23 protein-coding genes are annotated in these 18,630 nt (G+C 38.9%); 18 read left to right on the forward strand and 5 right to left on the reverse strand.

Annotated elements, in window-relative coordinates; genetic code table 11:
• Positions 1–21: 21 nt before the first annotated feature.
• Positions 22–291, forward strand: coding sequence for a YqkE family protein (locus B2R82_RS22115; protein WP_286927087.1), 270 nt, complete (start codon positions 22–24; stop codon positions 289–291).
• An 86-nt stretch (positions 292–377) separates the two neighbouring features.
• Here B2R82_RS22115 and B2R82_RS22120 read toward each other — a convergent pair whose 3' ends face one another.
• The 4 genes from B2R82_RS22120 to B2R82_RS22135 all read right to left on the reverse strand — a co-directional run bounded on the left by B2R82_RS22120 (position 378) and on the right by B2R82_RS22135 (position 2,345).
• A complete protein-coding gene (locus tag B2R82_RS22120) occupies positions 378–602 on the reverse strand; it encodes a hypothetical protein (RefSeq protein WP_286927088.1) in 225 nt (74 codons plus the stop codon).
• A gap of 110 nt (positions 603–712) precedes the next feature.
• On the reverse strand, positions 713–886 hold the full coding sequence (locus tag B2R82_RS22125) for a Zn-dependent hydrolase (RefSeq protein ID WP_286927089.1): 174 nt from the start codon (positions 884–886) through the stop codon (positions 713–715).
• Between the two features lie 107 nt (positions 887–993).
• Positions 994–1,449, reverse strand: coding sequence for a VanZ family protein (locus B2R82_RS22130; RefSeq protein ID WP_286927090.1), 456 nt, complete (start codon positions 1,447–1,449; stop codon positions 994–996).
• Positions 1,446–2,345: an aldo/keto reductase gene (locus tag B2R82_RS22135; protein ID WP_286927091.1), complete on the reverse strand. Its 900-nt coding sequence runs from the start codon at positions 2,343–2,345 to the stop codon at positions 1,446–1,448. The genes B2R82_RS22130 and B2R82_RS22135 overlap by 4 nt, the downstream gene beginning before the upstream one ends.
• Before the next feature lie 76 nt (positions 2,346–2,421).
• Between B2R82_RS22135 and B2R82_RS22140 the strand changes: the two genes are divergently transcribed.
• From B2R82_RS22140 to B2R82_RS22195, 12 genes are all read left to right on the forward strand, one after another.
• Positions 2,422–2,958 (forward strand): NUDIX domain-containing protein, encoded by a 537-nt coding sequence (locus B2R82_RS22140; protein WP_286927092.1) that lies wholly within the window; start codon positions 2,422–2,424, stop codon positions 2,956–2,958.
• 73 nt (positions 2,959–3,031) lie between these two features.
• Positions 3,032–3,544 (forward strand): hypothetical protein, encoded by a 513-nt coding sequence (locus B2R82_RS22145; RefSeq protein WP_286927093.1) that lies wholly within the window; start codon positions 3,032–3,034, stop codon positions 3,542–3,544.
• 124 nt (positions 3,545–3,668) lie between these two features.
• Positions 3,669–4,133 (forward strand): Fur family transcriptional regulator, encoded by a 465-nt coding sequence (locus B2R82_RS22150; RefSeq protein ID WP_004232171.1) that lies wholly within the window; start codon positions 3,669–3,671, stop codon positions 4,131–4,133.
• Positions 4,134–4,306: 173 nt separating this feature from the next.
• Entirely contained in the window at positions 4,307–5,209 is a 903-nt protein-coding gene (gene xerD, locus B2R82_RS22155; RefSeq protein WP_286927094.1) for a site-specific tyrosine recombinase XerD, read from the forward strand.
• 90 nt (positions 5,210–5,299) lie between these two features.
• Entirely contained in the window at positions 5,300–6,481 is a 1,182-nt protein-coding gene (gene deoB / locus B2R82_RS22160) for a phosphopentomutase (protein WP_286927095.1), read from the forward strand.
• Between the two features lie 11 nt (positions 6,482–6,492).
• Positions 6,493–7,743 carry a thymidine phosphorylase gene (locus tag B2R82_RS22165; protein ID WP_286927096.1) on the forward strand — a complete coding sequence of 417 codons (1,251 nt, stop codon included), beginning with the start codon at positions 6,493–6,495 and terminating at the stop codon, positions 7,741–7,743.
• A 329-nt stretch (positions 7,744–8,072) separates the two neighbouring features.
• Positions 8,073–8,426 carry an anti-sigma F factor antagonist gene (spoIIAA, locus tag B2R82_RS22170; RefSeq protein ID WP_286927097.1) on the forward strand — a complete coding sequence of 118 codons (354 nt, stop codon included), beginning with the start codon at positions 8,073–8,075 and terminating at the stop codon, positions 8,424–8,426.
• Complete coding sequence (gene spoIIAB, locus B2R82_RS22175) at positions 8,419–8,859, forward strand: anti-sigma F factor (protein WP_054772225.1); 441 nt, start codon at positions 8,419–8,421, stop codon at positions 8,857–8,859. The genes spoIIAA and spoIIAB overlap by 8 nt, the downstream gene beginning before the upstream one ends.
• Positions 8,860–8,917: 58 nt before the next feature.
• On the forward strand, positions 8,918–9,661 hold the full coding sequence (gene sigF / locus B2R82_RS22180) for an RNA polymerase sporulation sigma factor SigF (protein ID WP_376781219.1): 744 nt from the start codon (positions 8,918–8,920) through the stop codon (positions 9,659–9,661).
• Positions 9,662–9,676: 15 nt separating this feature from the next.
• Positions 9,677–11,125 carry a spore germination protein gene (locus tag B2R82_RS22185; protein WP_286927099.1) on the forward strand — a complete coding sequence of 483 codons (1,449 nt, stop codon included), beginning with the start codon at positions 9,677–9,679 and terminating at the stop codon, positions 11,123–11,125.
• Between the two features lie 512 nt (positions 11,126–11,637).
• A complete protein-coding gene (lysA, locus tag B2R82_RS22190) occupies positions 11,638–12,957 on the forward strand; it encodes a diaminopimelate decarboxylase (protein ID WP_286927100.1) in 1,320 nt (439 codons plus the stop codon).
• A gap of 199 nt (positions 12,958–13,156) precedes the next feature.
• Entirely contained in the window at positions 13,157–13,531 is a 375-nt protein-coding gene (locus tag B2R82_RS22195; protein WP_286927101.1) for a GNAT family N-acetyltransferase, read from the forward strand.
• Here the strand turns inward: B2R82_RS22195 and B2R82_RS22200 are convergent.
• Positions 13,528–14,031 (reverse strand): DUF309 domain-containing protein, encoded by a 504-nt coding sequence (locus tag B2R82_RS22200; protein WP_286927102.1) that lies wholly within the window; start codon positions 14,029–14,031, stop codon positions 13,528–13,530. The two genes, B2R82_RS22195 and B2R82_RS22200, sit on opposite strands and share 4 nt — an antisense overlap.
• Positions 14,032–14,086: 55 nt before the next feature.
• On the opposite strand from B2R82_RS22200, the gene B2R82_RS22205 reads away from it, so the two are divergent.
• From B2R82_RS22205 to resA, 5 genes are all read left to right on the forward strand, one after another.
• Positions 14,087–14,866, forward strand: coding sequence for a segregation/condensation protein A (locus B2R82_RS22205; protein WP_283871317.1), 780 nt, complete (start codon positions 14,087–14,089; stop codon positions 14,864–14,866).
• Positions 14,838–15,431 (forward strand): SMC-Scp complex subunit ScpB, encoded by a 594-nt coding sequence (scpB, locus tag B2R82_RS22210; RefSeq protein ID WP_286927103.1) that lies wholly within the window; start codon positions 14,838–14,840, stop codon positions 15,429–15,431. Before B2R82_RS22205 ends, scpB begins: the two co-directional genes overlap by 29 nt.
• 209 nt (positions 15,432–15,640) lie before the next feature.
• Positions 15,641–16,711 carry a D-alanyl-D-alanine carboxypeptidase family protein gene (locus B2R82_RS22215; RefSeq protein WP_286927104.1) on the forward strand — a complete coding sequence of 357 codons (1,071 nt, stop codon included), beginning with the start codon at positions 15,641–15,643 and terminating at the stop codon, positions 16,709–16,711.
• 326 nt (positions 16,712–17,037) lie between these two features.
• Positions 17,038–17,769: a pseudouridine synthase gene (locus tag B2R82_RS22220; RefSeq protein ID WP_283871319.1), complete on the forward strand. Its 732-nt coding sequence runs from the start codon at positions 17,038–17,040 to the stop codon at positions 17,767–17,769.
• Positions 17,770–18,086: 317 nt separating this feature from the next.
• Entirely contained in the window at positions 18,087–18,626 is a 540-nt protein-coding gene (gene resA / locus B2R82_RS22225) for a thiol-disulfide oxidoreductase ResA (protein WP_286927105.1), read from the forward strand.
• The last annotated feature ends 4 nt before the right edge of the window (positions 18,627–18,630 follow it).

Below are 18,630 nucleotides of genomic sequence, written 5' to 3' on the forward strand. Positions count from 1 at the left end.
GACAGTAAGAAGGTGAAAGTAATGGGTAAAAAACGAAAACAGCAACAGCAACGTATGGATGGTAGTTTGACAGCTACCTTACCAAAGCAGGAGGCCATGACCTTAGCGGATCAGCTTGGTGGAGATGTGCTTGCTAAGTTAAAGGCAGCTAAACAGGATTTAGCAGCGAAGGAGCAGGCTGCTGAAGAAGAGCGCCAAGCCAAACTAGCCTTTGAGCGTAAGCAGCGTGAAAAGAACAAATCGTTTGAAGAACTTCTAAACGAATACGGGGATAAAGGCTCAAAATTTTAAAAGAAAACAGTGAATCCACATACGGGTTCACTGTTTTTGTTTATAAAAGAGCTTTTGAGTTTTATAGTAACATTTGTTTCAATTGTTTAGATAAATTCAATAGTATTTAAAAATAGGTTTTCTAGAAGTTCTGTATCGGTAACAGATTGAATCATAGCTTTTAAATAAGTATCTTGATCTATATCTGTAAAATTCCAGTTAACACCTTTAGATAAAGCATATGCTTGTAAAAAAAGAATAAAATAGATGTGCGTGTAAACGTTGGAAGTCACGAAGATAGAATGAGTTGATTTTGTATGTTCCTTGTTCAATTTGTGTAGCTCTGAGTGAAAACACAAAAGCTTCTGCTAATTCAAAATTTTTATAATCAGAAATACCTAGAAGGTTTGTTTTTAGAAGGAAATCATCATTAAATTTCTCATTATACTATCCCATTTTTTAAAGCTTCCTTAATAATAGTTGGCGAAATTTGCTCACCAGAATTAACGATTTCAAGCACTTTTTTTTGAAGTGTGGGAGTTAGTGATAAATTTTCAAATTGTAAATTTTTCAGTACACGATTAAATTCAGGTGAGTTTAATTGTATTTTTTTCATTCAAATTGCTTCCTTCTAATAATTATTAGAAGGGAATGTAACCTTTTGCAAACCATCATTTTTTCGTTACTTTTTTGGAATAGCAGAGTTACATTAAATAAAATGCTCTACTTTCTTAATTTCTTAACAAACACAACAATACCCACAAAAACAATGGCGCCAGCTGTATCGACAAGGACATCCTGCCCACTCATCATTCGTCCTGGTGTAAAGCTTTGACGAAACTCATCAAGTATGGCAATGATAGCTGTTCCTACAATTGCGACTAATGCCGGAAATCGACGTTTGCCCCATGCAAAGTAAATTCCAAGTGCAATGCAACCGAATCCCACAAAATGCGTTAGTTTTCGAATTAAAAACTCTACAAATTTAAAATAACCACGCTCTTCCACAGAAACGACCGTATCCCAATATGGAATGTGTAATAAAGATAATTGTTTCTCAAAGGGTTTATTTGCTAAGATATCCTCTAATTCTGGAAGTATGCTTTGCTGCTCATAGGTCATGCTAGATGAAATAACAAGCACCAACAAAAATACTACCAAGACAAGCCATTTCTTCATCGGTGTTCTAAATAGAGTTCCGCTTTTGTTAGCTCGTTGGCTACTGTAAAGTCAGTGATGGAATCTATTTTTTCATAGGCAGCTAGAGTTTGTGCTAGCTGTTCCTGAGAGCTTGCACCAATCACAGTTGAGGCAATAGCAGATTCCTTTAGATTAAAGGCAATGGCTAGTGCATGTAAATCATGATAATGTGAGGCTAAGTTTGTTAGTGCTGTTGTTAATTCCTCAGCTGTGTATGTGTTAAAGCCGCTACCATGCTGCAAACGCTCTTGCCAGCTATTCGTTAGTAAACCCTTTGCAACAGTGCCACGAGTTACAACAGAGGCACCTTCTTTAGCGATAAAATCGAGCCATTCCTCTGGACGACGATCCAAGGCACTATATTGCATCATAACACTTTTCGCTGAGCTTGCTGGTAAAAAACGTTTAAGTACATTTGGTCGAATAGATGAAATACCATATTCTCTGATTAGACCATCTGTTTTTAAATCTTCAAAAGTCTCTATGATTCCATCCCAATCATCCTCAAAGGTACCACCATGTAGCTGATAAACATCTATATAATCAGTACCAAGTCGTTTCAAGCTAGCGCGCACAGCTTCCTTTATATAGGAAGGTGATGCATCCCAATGCCATCCTTCTTTGCCTTCCGTCCATCGATTACCTACCTTCGTAGCTACGATAACATCCTGACGACGTTTCCCTAAAATTGTGCCAATCATTTCCTCATTTGCCCCAAAATCATATAAATCGGCTGTATCGACATAGTTAATGCCGGCATCCAGTGCCATATCGATAATACCAGTAGCCTTTTTCTTATCTGTCGAAAGAGACATACCTCCTAAACTGATTTCAGAAATAAATAATTCACTAGAACCAAGCTGTCTTTTTTTCATGTGAATGACCTCCTTCGATTTCTCTATCTGTAATGGTACAATGAACATATCTGAAGAACAAGCGAGGTAATCGTCAATGAAAAAGTTTGAGGAAAAAACAATAAAGACTACAGCTATTTATGACGGAAAAATTGTGAAGCTACAAATTGATGATGTCACATTACCAAATGGACAGGTGGCGAAACGTGAAATTATTAAGCATCCAGGAGCTGTAGCGGTGATTGCTGTTACTGCTGAGGGTAAATTAGTGTTAGTAGAGCAGTATCGGAAAGCACTTGAACGGTCAATTATTGAAATTCCAGCTGGGAAGCTTGAACCTGGTGAGGAGCCAATAGTGACAGCACGTCGTGAGTTAGAGGAGGAAACGGGCTACGGTGCTCAAAGCTTTACCTTTTTACAAACATTCGCAACTTCTCCAGGCTTTGCAGATGAGGTGATTCATCTTTTTATTGCAAAAGATTTATATAAAATTGACAATAAAGCAGATTTAGATGAAGATGAGTTTGTCGAATTATTAGAAGTTTCGTTGGAAGAAGCCCAACAGATGATTGTAGATGAGCGTATATATGATGCTAAAACAGCGTTTGCAGTACTTTGGCTTGCGACACAATAAGAAAATAATCTTTAGCATAATAGAGACGGACGAGCATAAGCTGTACAAACCTTGATAGAAAAGGAGCATGTTTATGTCTCGTACGGTGTCTATATTTTATCACTCTTCCATTATAGCTGTGAGCTTTGTTTGTGGCGTTATCTTCTTTCATATTATCGGTGGACCGAATGCGGAGCCTTTTATATTATTTATAGAACCTCGTTTAGCAGATGGGGACAGGCATTCTATATTTCGATTAGTACTACCAGTTGCCGTTTCAATAGCTCTTGTATTATTGCTGGCTACCCATAGTGTCTTAAAGGTGTTAGTACGTGTAACAGTGGCGATACGTGCAACCTTTTTTGGCTTTAGTTCTGTTTTTTTATTACAAAAACTTGAAGCTTTTTGGGTTTATACGATTTGGTGGTTTCCATTTCAGCTCATCTATTGTATATTGTTGCTAATCCTATGCAATTTACTTGTACCTGCTTGGTCAAAGCGAAAAATCGGGAAAATGGTACCTGGTCGGACAATTTTGTTGAATTTTGTTGCGTTTTTCATCATAATAGTGGCTGAGTTTATTGTTATTTCATATGTATTAAAATAATAGGTTCACATTCACAAAGTTAGCATGATGTAAAAACTTGCAAAAGCATATTTGAAATCTATTCACTATCTTGTAATAGGATTTACTCCTTTGGTATAATGGAAAGAGTTTAGGGGGGCGTCACATGGAGAGCCGAATTGACCGAATAAAAAAACAGTTGCATAGTGCAAGTTATAAGCTGACGCCGCAGCGAGAAGCAACAGTTGCTGTACTGCTTGAGCACGAAGAAGACCACTTAAGTGCAGAAGATGTGTATCTTTTAGTAAAAGAAAAGGCACCTGAGATTGGTCTAGCCACTGTCTATAGAACGTTAGAATTACTAACTGAGCTCAAAATTGTCGACAAAATCAACTTTGGCGATGGCGTATCACGCTATGATTTACGCCAAGAGGGTGCTGCGCATTTCCACCATCATCTGGTTTGTATCGAATGTGGTGCGGTAGATGAAATTCAGGAAGATTTACTTGAAGATGTGGAAGCTGTTGTTGAAAAGCGTTGGAACTTTATCATTAAGGATCACCGACTAACTTTCCACGGCATTTGCTGGCGCTGTCATGATAAAAACGACGAATCGAATGAAGAAAAATAACGAGAAACTGTCTGTTTTAATCTTAAGTTCTAGATTGAATCGGGCAGTTTTTTGTTTTTTGCCTACATAGCCACTCCATGAGAGATGGATGAATGGTGCAAGTGGGCATTTAAGCACAATTTTTGGATGCGTGCTAAAATAGAGAATAATTGACAGTTAGAGGGGGCGTTGTGATGAATGAATTTCAATATGCAATAGAGGATTACATCCATTTTATCCAAGTTGAACGGCAGTTATCTGACAATACTTTAGCATCCTATCGCCGAGATTTAGAAACGTATGTGAGTTTTTTGCAGGAAGTTGAGGCAATGTCAGATTTCCGCAAGGTGGAGAGAACAATCATTTTACGTCATTTGGAGCAATTACGGATGCAGGGGAAGACAAGTCGTACCGTTGCCCGCCATATCTCCTCTATCCGTAGCTTCCACCAATTTTTACTGCGAGAAAAGCGTGCTGAAACAGACCCAACAGTGCATTTAGAAATGCCAACAATTGAGCAAAAGCTACCAAATATCCTTTCTATTGAAGAAATTGAAGCATTATTAATAGCACCTAATCGCAGCAAGCCCCAGGGTGTGCGTGATGTGGCTATGCTGGAATTGTTATATGGCTCAGGGATGCGAATTAGTGAGCTAATTGCATTGGACTTATCAGATATTCATCTAACAATGGGCTTTGTCCGTGTTTTCGGTAAGGGAGGAAAGGAGCGTATTATCCCCCTTGGAAAAAGCGCTCTTTCTGCATTAAATCACTATTTAAATAGTGCTCGTGGTCAATTACAAGGAAAATACCCAAAAACCGATGCTTTTTTTATCAATCAACGAGGGAAACGTTTAACAAGACAGGGTTGTTGGAAATTAATGAAGGAGCATGCTTTAAAGGCAGGCATCCAACATGAATTAACGCCACACACATTGCGTCATTCATTTGCAACGCACTTAGTAGAAAACGGTGCGGATTTACGGGCCGTGCAGGAGATGCTTGGTCATGCGGATATTTCCACAACACAAATCTATACACATATTAGTAAAACAAGGCTATCAGAAGTTTATAAGCAGTTTCATCCACGAGCTTAAGAATGTAAATTGTATGTTAGTCGGATGTCTGACCTTTATTTTTCGCTTTTTTTTGGTAAAATAGAGTCATGAGATTAGGAGGCAACAATTATGAATAAACCATTTAATAAAATTCATGTAGTAGTTTTGGACTCAGTGGGAATTGGTGAAGCTCCAGACGCAGCAAACTTTGGCGATGTTGGTGCACATACACTTGGTCATATCGCTGAAAAAATGAATGGGCTTACAATGCCACATATGGAGGCTTTGGGCTTAGCGAATATTGAACCACTACAAGGTATGCAGGCAGCAGTAGAACCAAAAGCATACTATGGAAAAATGCAGGAAGCATCAGTTGGTAAAGATACAATGACAGGTCATTGGGAAATCATGGGACTAAATATTGATAAACCCTTTAAAGTGTATCCGGAAGGGTTCCCTGCAGAATTAATTGCAGAGCTCGAAAAACGCACAGGCCGTAAAGTACTGTGCAACAAACCTGCAAGTGGTACACAAGTCATCGAGGACTTTGGTAAGGAGCATATGGAGACAGGTGCCATAATTGTTTATACCTCAGCAGACCCAGTTCTGCAAATTGCTGCACATGAAGAAATTATTCCTGTGGAGGAGCTCTATAAAATTTGTGAAATTGCACGTGAGCTAACGCTTCAACCAGAATATTTAGTTGGTCGTGTTATAGCCCGTCCATTTATCGGTACGCCTGGGAACTTCACACGTACATCTAATCGTCATGACTACGCGTTAAAGCCTTTTGGTCGTACAACGATGAATGTATTAAAGGATGCAGGCTTTGATGTAATCGCTATCGGCAAAATCTCTGATATTTTCAACGGTGAAGGTGTCACAGATGCAGTTCGTACGAAAAATAATATGGATGGTATGGATAAATTTGCGGAGGTTGTGCGCCGTAATTTCCACGGGATCAGCTTCTTAAACTTAGTAGACTTTGATGCCAATTTCGGACATCGACGTGATCCATTAGGCTATGGAAATGCATTACAGGAATTCGATGCACGATTACCAGAAATTACTGAGGCAATGACAGAGGATGATTTGCTAATTATTACAGCCGACCACGGAAATGATCCAACATTCCATGGTACAGATCATACACGTGAATTTGTACCATTAATTATCTATTCACCACGTTTTAATGGTGGACGTGAGCTTGCTCTGCGCGAAACGTTTGCAGATATTGCAGCTACAATTGCTGAAAACTTCAACGTTGAAGCACCAGCATTCGGTAAAAGTTTCTTAAATGAACTGAAATAGGGGGTTTTCGTATGAATATGGCACAGCTGTTTGAAAAGAAAAAACAAGGCAAGGAGCTATCACAGGCTGAAATTCAGTATTTCGTTGAAGGCTATACTACTGGTTCAATCCCTGACTATCAAGCAAGCTCTTTATTAATGGCAATTCGTTTATTGGGTATGACAGATGATGAAACATTTTATTTAACAAAGGCAATGATAGATTCCGGTGATGTAATTGATTTAACATCTATTGAAGGCTTTAAAATAGACAAACACTCAACTGGTGGAGTAGGTGATAAAGTTACACTTATTGTTACACCAATAATTGCTGCATTAGGTATTCCAGTAGCAAAATTTAGTGGTAAGGGTCTGGGGATCACTGGGGGAACGATCGATAAATTAGAATCTATTCGCGGGCTTAAGACGGAGCTTTCCTCACAGGAATTTATCGACAATGTCAATAAACATAAAATTGCGGTGGCTGGTCAGACAGGTAATCTTGTCCCTGCTGACAAAAAGCTATATGCGTTGCGAGATGTGACAGGTACTGTCGATTCCATTCCGCTAATTGCAGCATCAATTATGAGTAAGAAAATTGCAAGTGGTGCGGACGGCATTGTATTAGATGTTAAATGCGGTTCAGGAGCATTTATGAAGACGGAACAGGAAGCTCAAGTTTTAGCTGACACGATGACTGCAATTGGTGAAAAGCTAGGACGAAAAGTTGTTGCTCATATAAGCGATATGGATAATCCGTTAGGTAAAATGATTGGAAATAAGCTAGAAGTAGTTGAGGCTTATGCGTTACTTAAAGGTCATATGGATGAGACACATGAGGATCTACTTGAGGAATGTACAATCATCTCCTCATTAATGTATCAGGTTGCAGCTGGTGTAAATGAACCAGAGGCAACTACAGCCGTGAAGCGTGTGTTAGAGGACGGTTCAGCAGCGGCAAAATTTGAAGAATTTATTGTGGCACAGGGCGGCGATTTGGACGATATTGTGCAAAAAGATACAATGAATAAAGTAGCTGTCAAAGCGCCTGCTGAAGGCACTATAGCAACAATTAATGCCCTGTTAATCGGTGAAGCTAGTGTTTCCCTTGGTGCGGGTCGATTAACGAAGGAATCTGAGCTTGATTACGATGCGGGTATCCAATTGCTTGCCAAAAAAGGTGATCATGTAGGTAAGGGCGAGGCGATTGCTTATTTATATTCAAATCGCGAAATTGATGTGGAAGCAATGGATAAAGTACAGAAAGCTTTTACAATTGCATAAATAATTTGAAGCGAGAACTCTCTTTAGGAAGGGGGGTTCTCGCTTTTTATTATGTTAGAAGGGCTAAAGTGGTGGATAGACTCAATGAATCAATGGATAGATTAAATAAACAGATGGATAAAAGAGCCAAAATGACGGATAGATTCACTTACTCAAGAATTAAACGTCGATTGCGTTTAAAAATTGTTGATTTATCCCATACTGCACTTAACCTAAAAAGCTATCAGTATGTCGATTTGACACTATTTCGGAAGACTTTGCACTAGTTCTGTCAGCCGCAAGGAATCACCACGTCAAATGTGGAATTGCACGAGGAGGAGGCGATGTTCATGCATTTTCAATTAGAAATGGTAACAAAAGAGACTGTGGTAATACGGTTATTTGGGGAGCTCGATCATCATGCGGTAGAGCAAATTCGAGCAAAAATTTCTACAGCCATTTTTCAAGGAGCTGTATCGACAATTATTTGGAACCTAGAGGGACTTTCCTTTATGGATAGCTCAGGTGTAGGTTTAGTACTTGGTCGGATGCGTGAGTTAGAAGCAGTGGCTGGTCGAACTATTTTATTAAATCCATCGCCGACAATGCGAAAAGTATTTCAATTTTCAGGTCTAGGACCATGGATGATGGATGCAACAGAAGAAGAAGCGATTGAACGAGTTAGGGGGATTGTAAATGGATAATGAAATGACATTAACTTTTTTAGCAATTAGTGAAAATGAAGCTTTGGCACGTGTAGCTGTAACGGGCTTTATCGCACAATTAGATCCAACAATTGATGAGCTATCTGAATTTAAAACAGTTGTTTCAGAGGCTGTTTCCAATGCGATTATTCATGGCTATGAAGAGGATGGCAAAGGCGTTGTTACAGTTCATGCAAAGCGTGAGGATGATATTGTTACTGTGTCTGTTATGGATAAAGGTACTGGTATAGAAGATGTGAGCCGTGCAATGGAGCCGTTATTTACCACGAAAAGCGCATTAGAGCGTTCAGGTATGGGCTTCACAATTATGGATAGTTTTTCTGATCAATTAACAGTAATGTCTAAATGGCAAGAGGGCACAACGGTTACATTTACCAAGAAATTTTACTCGGTTCGCACACCGGTAATGTGAGGTAAGGGTTGTGAAGCCGTTAGAACAGTCGTCCGATAAGCTATTGTCACAGGAAGAAATGCGTGATTTAATTGCGCGTGCGCAGCAGGGCGATCATGAGGCTCGTAAACGTATGATAGAAGGAAATACGAGACTTGTGTGGTCCATCGTACAACGCTTTACGACTAGAGGCGTGGAGCTTGAGGATTTATTTCAAATTGGCTGTATAGGTCTTATGAAATCCGTGGATAAATTCGATTTAACGTATGATGTGAAATTTTCGACTTATGCAGTACCGATGATTATCGGTGAAATCCAGCGCTTTCTAAGGGATGATGGGATGGTGAAGGTGAGTCGCTCAATTCGGGAATTAAATTTTAAAATTCGTCACGCAACAGATGAGTTCATTAAAAACAATGAGCACCCACCTACCATTCATGAATTAGCTCAAGTACTTGGTGTCACGGCTGAGGAGATTATTACAGCTTCAGATGCTCTGAGAGATCCTGCTTCCTTACATGAACAATTGTATGAAAGTGAAGGAGATTCCATTACATTAATGGATCAAATGAAGGATGAAAAATCTGAACAGCCTTTTGATTATATTCCGCTTAAAGAGGTATTAACGAGACTTGATCCACGAGAGCAATCGATCATCTATTTGCGCTATTTCTCGGATTGTACCCAAACAGAGATTGCCAATAGGTTGGGTATATCACAAGTGCAGGTATCACGTTTAGAGAAAAAGATTCTTGCCCAATTAAAAACCTGGATGGCCACAAGTGCCACTATAGAAGAGGAAGAACTAAAAAAAGACAACTAAGAAAATGGTGACAGCATGACAGATAAAGATAAACTTTTTAACAGCTTAGAAGAAGCCGAAAATTTTCTTAATGAGCAATTTGGTGACGGCGAATCATTTGACGTTTCAATCAAGCATGTATTTGTCAAAGATTTGCCGGTTCTTTGTGCATATATAAGTGGACTTGTTGATGGGATAGTGTTAACGCAATTACTTTCAAATATGTTACCTGAAGAGGATGTTGACATTGAGGATGAAAAGGAATATTTTGAAGCCTATTTCAATTACCAAGGCCGTTCAGAGGAAACAAAACGTGAAGCTATTTTATTAGCCATATTAAGTGGACAAGTAGTCTTTATAACTAAAAGTGGTTACGGCTATGTTGCAGAGATTCGAAGCTATCCAGGACGTACACCTGAGGAGCCTGACAATGAAAAAGTGATTCGGGGATCTAGGGATGGTTTTATTGAAGGTATTTCACAAAATGCCGCTTTGATTCGTCGGCGAATTCGCAATAGCAATTTACGTTTCGAGCTACATAAAATATCCGAAATCGGTCAAACCGATGTCGCACTAGTGTTTATAAAGGGTATTGCGAATGATGAAACGCTCGATAAATTGCGACAGCGCATAGGACAAATTCATCATGATGGCTTGACGATGACTGATAAATCCCTAGAAGAATGGTTGTTTAAACAAAAGTTTCATCCAGTTCCTTTTGTCCGTTATACGGAACGACCAGATATTACTGCAGCGCATTTACTGGAGGGCCATATCGCCATTATTGTCGATACGTCTCCTTCTGTAATTATTGTACCTGCAACAGTTTTTCATTTACTACAACATGCAGAAGAGTATAGACAGGCTCCATTGGTTGGAACATTTGTTCGTTTTATGAGGTATTTTGGGGCAATAATGGGCTTACTTTTATTACCTTTATGGTATGTATTTGCAACGAATCCATCTTTATTACCCGATGCATTATCCTTTTTAGGTGCAAAGGAAAAATCCCATATCCCACTTTTACTGCAAGTACTTATTGGAGATATAGGGATAGAATTTTTGAGGATGGCCGCCATTCATACCCCATCACCATTATCCACTGCGATGGGGTTAGTTGCGGGTGTAATTATCGGTCAGATTGCAATTGATGTTGGGCTTTTCTCGTCAGAGGTAGTGTTATATACAGCCGTTTCCGCTATTCTAACCTTTATTATTCCTACTTATGAGCTCGGTATCTCCATTAAACTCTTTAGACTAGTGTTGTTAATAATGACTGGAATCTGGGGTGTGAATGGGTTATTCATAGGTATTTTTCTATTATTTACGTATTTATGTTCATTACGTCCGATGCAAGCGCCCTATTTATGGCCGCTTATTCCGTTCTTTCCAAAGGCCATGCTTCGCGTGCTTGTCCGTTTCCCAATGACAGAAGATGCCTTAAGACCTTATGTAGTCGATTCCAAGCAGCGAAAAAGATCATAGGAGCCGTTGCACTCGTTTTTTTCATGTGATAAAGTTCACATATAGTATTTTGTGATTTTTGCAAAAATTATCTTCATACAACAAATGGTTTATCTTCATTCAGTAAATGTTTTTTGTATCGAAAGTAAAGCGGCAAAGGTTTTATGCGCATAAGCGTAGCGGCAGATATAGAAGACTCCCACCTCTACAGTAGAGAGATGATGCAATTTTGGTTCCTTTTCAGTGGATGTCCAAACACCACTGAATGAAGATAAAGCCTCCGGCGGATGTCACGGATTTTCAAAGGAATGAAATGTACAGGTACAATTCAAAATCCAGACGCAATTACGCCAAGGCGAAATTGATTTATTCAATACAAATTTGTGAACGGAGATAAACATGAAGGATTGTTTGAAAGCTTTAAAAGTATTGAAGCATTCAAACAAACGAAATAAAATTATACTCAAGTATAATTTTAAAATGTTCATGTGATGTATCACAGGATGGAACGATGTGAAAAGGGAGAGATGCACATGCATTTATATGGGACACAAGCAATTTCTGAAAAAGGTCATTTAACAATAGGACAGGTAGATACACTAGAGCTTGCAAAAGAATATGGCACACCTTTATTTGTGTACGATACTGCGCTTATTCGTAAGCGTGCACGCGGCTTTATTGATACATTTAAAAAACTGGGCGTTAAAGCAGAAGTAGCTTATGCTTCAAAGGCCTTTGCATGTGTAGCTGTCTACCAATTAGCGGCTGAGGAGAATTTATCGTTAGATGTAGTTTCAGGAGGGGAATTATTTACTGCGTTAAAAGCTGGATTCCCTGTTGAGCGTATTCATTTCCATGGTAATAATAAAAGCATGGCTGAGTTAGAGCTAGCGTTTGATGCCAAAATTGGTTGTATTGTCGTCGATAATTTCTATGAAATTCAGTTATTAAAAGAAATTTCAGAGCGCCGCCAACAAAAAATGCGTATTTTACTGCGTGTCACTCCGGGTGTCGAGGCACATACGCATGATTTTATTACGACTGGTCAAGCGGATTCTAAATTTGGCTTCGATTTAAATAATGGTCAAGCAGATGAAGCTTTCCAACAAACTTTTAACCATCAATATTTAGAACTTCTAGGTTTACACTGCCATATTGGCTCACAAATTTTTGACACAGCAGGTTTTGGCCTAGCGGGGGAAAAATTAATCGATAAAATTTCGGATTGGCACAAGGTTCACGATTTTACATGTACTGTGTTAAACTTAGGAGGAGGCTTCGGAATTCGTTATACAGAAGAAGATGCACCTCTTGAGCCACAAGTATATGTTGAAGATATGATTACAGTCGTCAAAAATAAAGCGACTGTACTTGGACTTAAAATGCCAGAAATTTGGATTGAACCAGGTCGCTCACTTGTAGGTGATGCAGGTACATCTCTTTATACAATTGGTTCACAAAAAACAGTGCCAGATGTGCGTCAATATATTGCTGTAGATGGCGGTATGAGTGATAATATCCGTCCAGCACTATATGAAGCGAAATATGAGGCTGTTATTGCAAGTAAAGCAAGTGAACCAAAAAGTGAAACTTATACAGTGGCTGGGAAGCTTTGCGAATCCGGTGATAAATTAATTATCGATGCAAAACTTCAGGAGGCAGCTTCTGAAGATGTATTAGCAATCTTCTGTACTGGCGCGTATGGATATTCTATGGCAAGTAACTACAATCGTGTTCCACGTCCAGCTGTAGTGTTCGTAGAAGATGGTAAACATCAATTAGCAATTCGACGTGAAAGTTATGAAGATATTGTACAAAACGATCTCCCGCTTACGTTAAAAAAGGGTGAGTAAATTTGAGGAAAAATAAATGGGTTTTACTAGCGTCCATTTCAATTTTTATCTTATTGTGGGGCGTGCTTTATTGGGTGTTGGCGTCTAAAGGAATACTTGGACCTGGTTCGTAAGACAGAAATTGGCTTGCGGTAAAAGTACAAATCGTGTAGGATAGTCAAAGATTATGTACAGCTAGAAAAAGAGGGAATAGACAAATATGTTAATTCGATATAAAAAAGCTTTCGAGAAAATAGCAATGGGGCTACTCTCGTTTATGCCTAACGAAAAAGACATAAAAAAGCTCACAGAGACAATCCACTCCTATGAAAATAATGATAACTGGGTATTATATTTATGGAAAAAGAACGATGAGTATGTTGGCATTGTCGGACTTGTAACAGACGATAATAATATTGCTACGATTCAACATGTATCCGTAGTCCCTTCTTACAGAGGAGAGGGCGTTGCGAAGGAAATGCTACAGGAAGTGGCTGAACTTGGTCAGTTCGAAAGTGTGCGCGCAACGAATGAAACACGTAAATTTGTTCGAAAATGTATAAATTGTATGGATGAAGAAGCAGACGAAAATTAACGTCTGCTTTTTCTATGTTTGCTTTCTTGTCTCTCTGCAAGAATATGTGAGCGATCTCGAAGCATATGTTTATGAAGAAGATAGTTAGCGTTACTAGTTGGTAAAAGTTGTATGCGAGCGGTTGTTAAATCTTCCAATGCAGGAGAAAGGGGCAACTGAAAGGCATGGAAGGGTCTACCTGTATGAATAGCAGAAAGTACCTCGGTAAGTTGTAACATGAGTTTATCGTAGTTAATTTCTGTTAAAAAGATATTGTTCCTATTAGATAGAAAATTATGGAATGCTTTCTCAAGGATACGTGCTGCACCAGTATAATTGTGACGTCGCCAATGATAAAGGCCTGTTGCAAGCTGTACGTATCCTACGAGCGGATGTTTTTTATCACCTGGAGCAATATCCTTCCAGTATTCCTCAAGAACTTCATGACATTCAAAAAAATCTTGATTGCCATTGAAATATGCGCAGTAGTCGATAAATAAAGTATGATGCTGTGGATGCATTTTGGACTCCTTTCCACTATACTAAAAGAACATAGAAACACAGGGTGGTAAAACAATGTCTTATGAAGTAAAATTAGATGCCTTTTCAGGGCCTCTTGATTTATTATTGCATTTAATTCACAGACTGGAAATTGATATCTATGATATCCCAATGGCTGAAATTACTCAACAATATATTGACCATATACATGCTATGCAAGTACTGGAGTTAAATGAGGCTAGTGAATATTTAGTGATGGCTGCAACATTACTGGCCATTAAAAGCCGTATGCTTTTACCGATTCATGAAGGTGAGCTGGAGGATGCAGAATTGGAAGTGGATGGACCAGACCCACGTGAGGAACTTGTACAACGTTTAATTGAGTACAAGAAATATAAGGAAGCAGCTAGTAATCTGCAAGAGCTTGAAACAGACCGAGCACAGGTATTTACACGACCACCAGCAGATTTATCAGGGCTGGCCTCAGATGAACAAATGGCGTTATTTGATATGAATATCAACATCTATGATATGCTTGGTGCCTTTCAAAAGCTGATGCGTCGGAAGAAATTAAAAAAACCATTAAAGACAACTGTTGCGAGACAGGAGCGTTCAGTGAGTGACCAAATGCGCTCAGTTGTTGATTCATTACGTTCCACAGGTGGACGTGCATCATTTTTCGAGCTTTTTCCCTATGAAGATAAGCCAACGCTTATTCTGACGTTTTTATCCCTACTTGAGCTGATGAAACGTCAGGTCGTCATCGTAGAGCAAGACGGTAACTTTGAAGAATTAACGGTTACCTTACAGAAGGAGGATTGGGATGATGACGAAAACAATGATGCTACAGAGTAGAATTGAAGCTTTATTATTTGTTGTCGGAGATGATGGCTTAACCATCAAACAATTATCACAGCTACTAGGCGAGGCCGAAGAACTGGTTGTACAGGCTATGCAGGCATTACGTGCAAACTATGAAGAGGATTTAGCAAGGGGCATAACTGTCAAAGAGATGGCAGGCGTTTATCAGCTAATAACAAAATCCGAACTAGCAGACTCTATTCAAAGATTAGTAGAAAACCCTACTGTTCAATCATTATCTCAAGCGTCACTTGAGGTACTTGCGATTGTGGCCTATAAGCAGCCGATTACACGTGTAGCCATAGAAGATTTACGCGGTGTGAAGTGTGAAAGACCTATACAAACGCTTGTTTCTAGAGGATTAATTAAAGAGGTTGGCCGTTCAGAAGGGACAGGTCGTGCAATTCTTTATGGTACCACAAAAGAATTTTTAAACTACTTTGGTTTAAATAGTATTGAAGAAATGCCACCTCTACCTGAAGAGGATAACGTGGAAACAGAGCAGGAAACAGACTTATTTATGACGAAATTTCAAGAAACTTTTAGTGGGGTAAAGTAATATTTAAGGCATATCAAACATTACTTTCAACATAAATATGTATCTAACAAAACATCTAGTAAAATCCTTTTAAATGGAAGCTGAAATCGTGTAAGATCGTTTTTTAGAAATTTCATTAGTTGAGCTATCAAATGGTTGGAAAAACCCACCATTAGATCGGATTTCATATTATTTATATTTTCCTATTACTTTTAATAAGGAGTGGCTCGTTGCTTCGGTTAGTACGTGTACTATTGTTCATGTTAGTCGGGTTAATACTTATGCTTCCGCAAACCAGCCTAGCAAGAGGAGGGAGCGGATATGCTGTCCTAGATGGGGATACGGGCCGTGTTTTATTAGAATCAAATAGTGATGCACGGCTACCCATTGCAAGTCTAACAAAAATTTGGACAGCGCTTGTTGCTATTGAAAATAGCAATCTACAGGATGAAGTGGTTATTTCACCAAGGGCTGCAATGGCAGAAGGCTCATCAATTTACTTGCAAGCAGGTGAAAAGGTGACGGTTGAAACGCTATTATATGGTTTAATGCTACGCTCAGGAAATGATGCGGCCACGGCTTTAGCAGAGCACGCTGGAGGGTCAGTAGAGGGATTTGTCAAATTAATGAATGAGCGAGCTGTTATCTCCGGTCTCACAAATACCGTTTTTATGAACCCTTCTGGCTTACATCATGATGAGCATCTATCATCAGCGAGGGATACTGCAGAAATGCTGAGAATTGCCCTTCAAAATAAAACATTCAAGAAAATCGCCTCAACTGTTTTATATCGAGCTAATACAGAGAATGGCATGCTTTGGGAAAATAAGCATCGTTTATTGAGAGAGGGAGCAGGGACCGCCGCTGACTTAGATAGCAACAGCAAATTGCAAGTGAGTTCCTTAAAAACTGCAATGGGTTCAGCCTTTGCTGGAAAAACAGGTTTTACAAAGATCGCTGGTCGCACACTTGCTACCGCCTTTCAAAAGGATGGGCAAACCTGTATTGTTGTCACGCTGAATGAATCCGATGATTGGAATGTACATCGTGGGTTAGCCAATAAAGTCTGGGAAGAGTACCACCTTGAGACAGTGGTGAAAAAAGGGAAATATAATGTGAACAAGAAGGTAGCCATTCGTTTAGAGCAACCAATTCGTTTACAGTTAACGAAAGAGGAAAAAGATAACGTAAGGCAAGTGTTACATGTTTCAAGGAAACGTCAGGAGGCTGTTCTATCGATTTTTATCGGTGAGGAACGAATATATGCAAAGGCAGTAACTGTTGAATCAGCGGATCGTTAAAAGCGAGACGCTGATTTTTTTGACATTCGAATATTCCCTTAGAAAAAAATTTTTTAGAAACACAGTCGATTTGTCATTTAAAGAAACGAGCATACTAAACCTGGATAAAAAGGATCTAATGTAAATGTTAGGTGTTAAAAATTATAGAAACTAGCTAATAAAAAATTATTTCAAATACTCTAATTACTCATTGATAATTAGTTTTTCTTTAATAATACACAAAAGTATGACATAATTTTCACAGATTAGCGGGAAAAATAACCTGATTCTATAAGGTTTATAAATTGGCATGAATGCCAGTGTGAATGAAAACTAGAGGTGAAAGTATGGAGAGATTACAAAAGGTCATTGCGTATGCAGGTGTTGCATCAAGGCGGAAGGCCGAGCAATTGATTTTAGAAGGTAAAGTAAAGGTAAATGGCGTTGTAGTGCGTGAGCTAGGTACAAAGGTGTCCAACTCAGATACGATTGAAGTTGAGGGCGTAAAACTTGAAAAAGAGGATAAGGTTTATTACCTATTATATAAACCTCGTGGAACCATCTCAGCTGTAACAGATGATAAAGGACGCAAAACTGTCACAGATTTATTTAAGCATATTCCGCAACGCATTTTCCCAGTCGGGCGTCTTGATTATGATACATCTGGCCTATTGTTGCTAACAAATGATGGGGAATTTTCCTATATGTTGACACACCCGAAATTTAAAATCGACAAAACTTATATTGCGCGTGTTAAAGGTGTTCCGACGATTGAAGGTTTAAAAAAGCTGCAACGAGGAATTAAGCTAGAGGATGGTAAAACGGCACCAGCGATAGTAAGTATGACCTCCTTTGACGAGAAAGCAGGTAAGGCAATTTGTGAAATTACCATTCACGAAGGGCGAAACCGTCAAGTGCGTCGCATGTTTGAGGCAATTGGTACACCTGTTGTCAAATTAAAACGTGAGCGCTTTGCCTTTTTAGATTTATATGGCCTGGCACCTGGAGAGTATCGTGAATTGACAAAGCATGAAGTAAAGCAATTAAGAGTGTTAGCAGAGACAGGGAAAATCGGTTAATTGAACATAAACCAGTAGAAAGTGAGCATACCACTATCCGTATGGTAATGTTTTCACTTTCTTAGTGGTGTAATCGTTCATAAATCATTCATAATTATTAGCTAAGCGTTTTTGAATCATTTTGCTATAATAGGTGAGAACAGTACACCTACATTAAGTTTAGAAGTATTCACTTCTGATTAATAGCTTAGGCGTAGAAGCAATTGTATTGTATAGAATCCGACAAACATAAAAGCTTTTAATAAGGAATCTATACAAATTTATAAAAGCTTAGCGTCAAAAAATGTTACTCTAAGCCGTATAGGGGGTTTATTAACTTGGAGAAAAAGAAAAAACGTCTCGTCATCCGTACCATTATTTTAGCAGTTTTGGTCTTTGCAATTGGGTACACTGTATATGGAACAGCGACAAAGGAGAAGGTAGAGTTAGTAGCAATAGGCTCTAAAGCACCGGACTTCACGTTAGTAGATTTAAACGGTGAGAAACATAAACTGTCTGATTATAAAGGGCAGGGGGTATTTTTGAACTTCTGGGGAACTTGGTGTAAGCCATGCGAAAAGGAAATGCCTGCAATGGACCGTCAGTATAAATCGTTTAAAAACCAAGGTGTACAAACACTGGCTGTCAATATTGCACAAACCGATTTTGAAGTACAAAATTTTGTCGATAGATACGACTTAACATTTCCAGTAGTTATTGACAAAACGAAAAGTGTTATGACTGCCTACAATGTTGGACAATTACCAGCAACTGTTCTTATTGATCCAGATGGTAAGGTAGCAAAAATTATTACGGGTGAAATGACGGAGGCAAATATCGCTTCGTACATGGAATTAGTGAAGCCGAATAAGGAGTAAATGA

This window comes from Lysinibacillus sp. UBA6686, from assembly GCF_002455205.1.
GTDB lineage: Bacteria > Bacillota > Bacilli > Bacillales_A > Planococcaceae > Lysinibacillus > Lysinibacillus pakistanensis.